We start from the raw sequence: 6,322 nt of genomic DNA, 5'->3' as shown, positions 1-6,322 counted from the left end.
AAAATCCAGTGTCCGCAAGGACGTGCCGGTTCGACCCCGGCCGCCGGTATAGTATAGAGTTAAGGAACGTTGATAAATCTTCGTTCCTTTTTTATATTATTTTTGCTATAATAATAGTTATTCAAATTTTATTTAGATTATGAAAGTGTAGGGAAGTATGTCTCGTTCTATCGATTTATTAAAGCATCAGTATTTGAAAAATATCAAAGAAAATCCTGAATTGTTTGTCGGGATTGAGCTGGAATATCCTGTTGTAAACTTGGAAGGGGATACTGAAGATGTTGAAGTTATCAAGGAATTATTCCGATATTTAGCTTCTGCTTTGGATTTCGATGTTGAAAAGGTAGATGATTTTGGGAATCCTATCCAGTTAGTAGCTCCAGTAAGTCAGGATGCTATTTTATTTGAAGTTTCCTATACTACGATTGAATTTGCGTTTGGTAAGGTTAAAGCGATTCAAGAGGTAGAGAATCGTTTTAATAATTATATGAATGTAATTCAGAGAAAATTAGGCGAATCCAATCATGCTATCGTTGGCTGCGGTATTCATCCCAACTGGAATAAAAATGAGAATACTCCAGTTGCTTATCCACGTTATCAGATGTTAGTGGACTATTTGAATTTGAGTAGAAATATGGCTGAATCAGACTTGCATCATTTCCCTGAATATGGTGCTTTTATCTGTGGGAGTCAGGTTCAGCTTGATGTTTCAAAATCTAACTACTTACGGGTGATTAATGCTTTTACCCAAATTGAAGCAGTTAAGGCTTATTTATTTGCCAATTCTGAGTTTTCGGGTGCAGATTGGGATACGAAAATTGCAAGGGACATCTTCTGGGAAGAATCGATGCATGGTATCTATCCAGAAAATGTCGGAGTCAATGCTAGGCTCTTTAAAGATGAGGATGATTTTTTTGATTATCTAGATCATTCTGCAATTTTTACTGCGGAACGTAATGGACAAACACATTATTTTTATCCGATTCAGGCCAGGGACTATTTGGCTACATCTGAAATCCAAGCATATGCTCTGAATGGGGATAAGATTCTTATTTACCCTCAAGAGAAGGATTTTGAAACTCATCGTAGTTATCAGTACCAAGACTTAACGACTCGCGGAACGGTTGAGTTTCGTAGTGTGTGTACTCAACCTCTTGATAGAACCTTCGCTTCAGCAGCTTTTCACTTGGGATTGTTGGTTAATTTAGATAAGTTAGAAGCTTACTTAGGAACAGCACCTTTCTTTAAAGAATCTGGGCGAAATTATAAGTTTTTAAGACGACAATTTTCTAAGAAAAAGCTTACAGAACAGGAAGAAACTGCGATTATAGAGTTTTCCAAAGATTTACTCCTGCTAGCTGAGGAAGGACTGGAGATGAGAAATAAGCAAGAAATGACCTACTTACAGCCTTTGAAAGAAGAATTGAATCTATAATTTCTCTTATAAAGGGAGAATTTTCTGAAAAATCATGATATAATGGAAGAGACTATAGATAAAGGATAGAGAGAAATGACATTAGTTTATCAATCAACGCGTGATACCAACAATACAGTAACTGCCAGCCAAGCTATTTTGCAAGGTTTGGCGACGGACGGTGGTTTGTTTACACCGGTTACTTATCCAAAGGTAGATTTGGACTTTGACAAATTAAAAGATGCTTCTTACCAAGAAGTGGCTAAGTTAGTTTTGTCAGCATTTTTAGATGACTTTACAGCTGAGGAGTTGGACTACTGTATCAACAATGCTTACGATAGCAAATTTGATACTCCAGATATTGCACCATTAGTGAAATTAGATGGGCAATACAATTTGGAACTTTTCCATGGTTCAACGATTGCCTTTAAGGATATGGCCTTGTCTATCTTGCCATACTTTATGACGACTGCTGCTAAGAAACATGGTTTGGAGAATAAGATTGTTATCTTGACAGCGACATCTGGCGACACGGGGAAAGCTGCTATGGCAGGATTTGCAGATGTCCCTGGTACTGAGATTATCGTCTTTTATCCAAAGGATGGTGTCAGCAAGGTTCAAGAGTTGCAAATGACCACTCAGACTGGCGACAATACTCATGTTATCGCTATTGATGGTAACTTTGATGATGCGCAAACAAATGTGAAGCATATGTTTAATGATGTGGCTCTTCGTGAAAAATTAGCGGCAAACAAGTTGCAATTTTCATCAGCTAACTCTATGAATATTGGTCGTTTGGTACCACAAATTGTTTATTATGTTTATGCTTACGCTCAGTTGGTCAAGACTGGTGAGATTGTAGCTGGTGATAAGGTCAACTTCACAGTACCAACAGGAAACTTTGGAAATATCTTGGCTGCCTTTTATGCTAAACAAATCGGTCTTCCAGTTGGTAAATTTATCTGTGCTTCAAATGACAACAATGTTTTGACAGACTTCTTCAAGACACGTGTTTATGACAAGAAACGTGAGTTTAAGGTAACAACTAGTCCATCTATGGATATCTTGGTATCTTCAAACTTGGAGCGTTTGATTTTCCATCTTTTGGGGAATGATGCAGTTAAGACAGCTGAACTCATGAATGCCTTGAATAGCCAAGGTCAATATGAGTTGACTAATTTTGATACAGAGATTCTTGACCTCTTTGCAGCTGAATATGCGACTGAGGAAGAAACAGCAGCAGAAATCAAGCGCGTTTATGAGTCAGATTCTTATATCGAGGACCCTCATACAGCTGTTGCCTCAGCAGTGTATAGAAAATACCAGGCGACTACTGGAGATGCGACTAAGACGGTGATTGCTTCAACAGCTAGTCCATACAAGTTCCCAGTAGTTACAGTAGAAGCGGTAACAGGGAAAGTTGGTTTGACTGACTTTGAAGCCTTGGCTCAATTACATGACATTTCAGGCGTTGCAGTGCCGCCAGCAGTTGATGGGCTTGAAACAGCTCCTGTTCGTCATAAGACAACAGTGGCAGCTACTGACATGCAAGCAGCGGTTGAGGCTTATCTAGAACTTTAAGACAGAAGGAGTAAACTCGGTTGGGAAACCAACTGAGTTTCTTTTCATCAGGAGGAAGGATTGTTTAAGAAAAATAAAGACATTCTGAATATTGCCTTGCCAGCTATGGGCGAAAACTTTTTGCAGATGCTCATGGGGATGGTGGATAGTTACTTGGTAGCCCACTTGGGCTTGATAGCTATTTCGGGTGTTTCAGTAGCTGGCAATATTATCACTATTTATCAGGCGATTTTCATAGCTCTGGGAGCTGCTATTTCCAGTGTTATTTCAAAGAGTTTAGGGGAGAAGAATCAGTCTAAGCTAGCCTACCATGTGACTGAGGCGTTGAAAATTACTTTACTCTTAAGTTTCCTTTTAGGAACTTTGTCCATCTTCGCTGGGAAAGAGATGATAGGACTTTTGGGGACGGAGAGAGATGTAGCTGAGAGTGGTGGACTCTACCTATCTTTGGTAGGCGGATCGATTGTTCTCTTAGGTTTAATGACTAGTCTGGGAGCCTTGATTCGTGCAACGCATAATCCACGTCTGCCTCTCTATGTTAGTTTTTTATCCAATGCCTTGAATATTCTTTTTTCAAGTCTAGCTATTTTTGTTCTGGATATGGGGATAGCTGGTGTTGCTTGGGGGACAATTCTGTCTCGTTTGGTAGGTCTTGTGATTTTATGGTCGCAATTAAAGTTGCCTTTTGAGAAACCGACTTTTGGTTTAGATAAGGAACTATTGACCTTAGCGTTGCCAGCAGCTGGAGAGAGGCTCATGATGAGGGCTGGAGATGTCGTGATCATTGCCTTGGTTGTTTCTTTTGGAACGGAGGCGGTGGCTGGAAATGCAGTCGGAGAAGTCTTGACCCAGTTTAACTATATGCCTGCCTTTGGCGTCGCTACTGCAACGGTCATGCTGGTAGCTCGAGCAGTTGGAGAGGATAATTGGGAAAGAGTAGCTAATTTGAGCAAGCAAACCTTTTGGCTTTCTCTGCTTCTCATGTTGCCCTTGACGCTTAGTGTCTATGCCTTGGGTATACCACTAACTCATCTCTATACGACTGATTCTCTAGCGGTGGAGGCTAGTGTGCTAGTGACACTTTTTTCACTACTTGGTACTCCTATGACGATAGGGACAGTCATCTATACAGCAGTCTGGCAGGGTTTGGGCAATGCTCGGCTTCCCTTTTATGCGACAAGTATAGGAATGTGGTGTATCCGCATTGGAACAGGATATCTGATGGGGATTGTGCTTGGTTGGGGCTTGCCCGGTATTTGGGCCGGAACCCTTTTGGATAATGGTTTTCGTTGGTTATTTCTACGTTACCGTTACCAGCGTTATATGAGCTTGAAAGGATAGGAAATGCAAAAAACAGCTTTTATTTGGGATTTAGATGGGACTTTATTGGATTCTTACGAAGCGATTTTATCAGGAATTGAGGAAACTTTTGCTCAGTTTTCTATTCCTTATGATAAGGAGCAGGTGAGGGAGTTTATTCTCAAGTTTTCTGTGCAGGATTTACTTGTGCAGGTGGCAGAAGAGAGAAAGCTGGATGTGGAAATGCTAAATCAGGTGCGTGCCCAGAGTTTGGCTGAGAAGAATGCTCAGGTAGTTTTGATGCCAGGTGCGCGTGATGTGCTAGCTTGGGCAGAGGAATCAGGAATTCAGCAGTTTGTTTACACTCATAAGGGAGACAATGCTCGTACCATTCTCAGAGACTTGGGTTTGGAATCTTATTTTACAGAGATTTTAACCAGTCAGAGTGGTTTTGTGCGGAAGCCAAGTCCAGAAGCGGCTAACTATCTGTTAGGCAAGTATCAGCTGAATCCTGATAACACCTATTATATAGGGGATCGGACTCTGGATGTGAAATTTGCCCAGAATAGTGGGATTCAAAGCATTAATTTTTTAGAGTCGACTTATGAAGGAAATTACAGGATTCAAGCGTTAGCAGATATTTCCCGTATTTTTGAGGCTGAGCAATAAAAAGATTGTGTCAGTTTTGTGACAGAGACCTAACAAACTATTTCAAGTAACCGAGTTTGTTACAAGGAATAGACAGTTCTGTTAAATAGGCCCTAGAGGGCTTTTTTTCTGCATTTTTTGTGTTATGATATACAGGTACTCATTTGAAAGGAATTTGAAAGAATGAAGAAAAGAATATTATTAGCCTCAACAGTAGCCTTGTCATTTGCCCCAGTATTGGCAACGCAAGCAGAAGAAGTTCTTTGGACTGCACGTAGTGTTGAGCAAATCCAAAATGATTTGACTAAAACGGACAACAAAACAAGTTACACCGTTCAGTATGGTGATACCTTGAGCACCATTGCAGAAGCCTTGGGTGTAGATGTCACAGTTCTTGCGAATTTGAATAAAATCACTAATATGGACTTGATTTTCCCAGAAACTGTTTTGACAACGACCGTCAATGAAGCAGAAGAGGTAACGGAAGTTGAAATCCAAACTCCTCAAGCAGATTCTAGTGAAGAAGTGACAACTGCGACAGCAGATTTGACAACCAATCAAGTGACGGTTGATGATCAAACTGTTCAGGTTGCAGATCTTTCTCAACCGATTGCAGAAGCTCCAAAAGCGGTAGAGACTACAAGTACAAAAGAAGTAGCAACAAGTTCAGAAGTTACAGAGACAGTGACTGCTTCAGAAGAAGTGACACCATCTACAGGAACTTCTGTTTCAGAGGAGCAAACAGCTGAAACAAGCAGTGCAGTTGCAGAAGCAGCTCCTCAGGCAACGACTCTAGCTGAGAAGCAGGAAACACAAGCAAGCCCTCAAGCTGAATCAGCAGTGGAAGCAACTAGAACTCCAGAAGAAGCAAAAGAAAACTCATCAAATGAAGCTACAACAGCAGTTTCTACTTATCAACCAGAAGAGAAGAAAACAGTTTCAACAACTTACGCAGCTCCAGCAGCGCCCGATTATGCTGGACTTGCGGTAGCGAAATCTGAAAATGCAGGTCTTCAACCACAAACAGCTGCCTTTAAAGAAGAGATTGCCAACTTGTTTGGTATCACATCCTTTAGTGGTTACCGTCCAGGAGATAGTGGAGATCACGGAAAAGGTTTGGCTATCGATTTTATGGTGCCAGAAAGCTCAGAACTAGGGGATAAGATTGCGGAATACGCTATTCAAAATATGGCTAGTCGTGGCATTAGTTATATCATCTGGAAACAACGTTTCTATGCTCCATTTGATAGCAAATATGGACCAGCTAACACTTGGAATCCAATGCCAGATCGTGGTAGCGTGACAGAAAATCACTATGATCACGTTCACGTGTCAATGAATGGATAAAACCGAATTAGTAATATCATTTTGACGAATGAG

General features: G+C 40.7%; 5 protein-coding genes. All 5 read left to right on the top strand.

Features of this window, described 5'->3' with window-relative positions:
- The first annotated feature begins 157 nt into the window (after nucleotides 1-157).
- Nucleotides 158-1,435 carry a gamma-glutamylcysteine synthetase gene (locus CBI42_RS01500; RefSeq protein WP_094753066.1) on the top strand — a complete coding sequence of 426 codons (1,278 nt, stop codon included), beginning with the start codon at nucleotides 158-160 and terminating at the stop codon, nucleotides 1,433-1,435.
- A gap of 75 nt (nucleotides 1,436-1,510) precedes the next feature.
- Nucleotides 1,511-2,995, top strand: coding sequence for a threonine synthase (gene thrC, locus CBI42_RS01495; protein WP_094753065.1), 1,485 nt, complete (start codon nucleotides 1,511-1,513; stop codon nucleotides 2,993-2,995).
- Nucleotides 2,996-3,055: 60 nt separating this feature from the next.
- Entirely contained in the window at nucleotides 3,056-4,336 is a 1,281-nt protein-coding gene (locus CBI42_RS01490; RefSeq protein ID WP_094753064.1) for an MATE family efflux transporter, read from the top strand.
- Between the two features lie 3 nt (nucleotides 4,337-4,339).
- Nucleotides 4,340-4,963 (top strand): HAD family hydrolase, encoded by a 624-nt coding sequence (locus CBI42_RS01485; protein ID WP_094753063.1) that lies wholly within the window; start codon nucleotides 4,340-4,342, stop codon nucleotides 4,961-4,963.
- 162 nt (nucleotides 4,964-5,125) lie between these two features.
- Nucleotides 5,126-6,289, top strand: a complete 1,164-nt coding sequence (locus CBI42_RS01480) for a LysM peptidoglycan-binding domain-containing protein (protein WP_094753062.1) — start codon at nucleotides 5,126-5,128, stop codon at nucleotides 6,287-6,289.
- Nucleotides 6,290-6,322: the final 33 nt, after the last annotated feature.

The sequence above is a fragment of the Streptococcus sp. KR genome, from assembly GCF_002238115.1.
Classification (GTDB): Bacteria; Bacillota; Bacilli; order Lactobacillales; family Streptococcaceae; genus Streptococcus.
Note: the sequence above shows the minus strand (reverse complement) of the source record. Positions and strands in the feature narration are given on the sequence as shown.

Coding starts and splice junctions, on each gene's coding strand:
- CBI42_RS01500 (WP_094753066.1), top strand. CDS start 158: ATGTCTCGTTCTATCGATTTATTAAAGCATCAGTATTTGAAAAATATC.
- thrC (WP_094753065.1), top strand. CDS start 1,511: ATGACATTAGTTTATCAATCAACGCGTGATACCAACAATACAGTAACT.
- CBI42_RS01485 (WP_094753063.1), top strand. CDS start 4,340: ATGCAAAAAACAGCTTTTATTTGGGATTTAGATGGGACTTTATTGGAT.
- CBI42_RS01480 (WP_094753062.1), top strand. CDS start 5,126: ATGAAGAAAAGAATATTATTAGCCTCAACAGTAGCCTTGTCATTTGCC.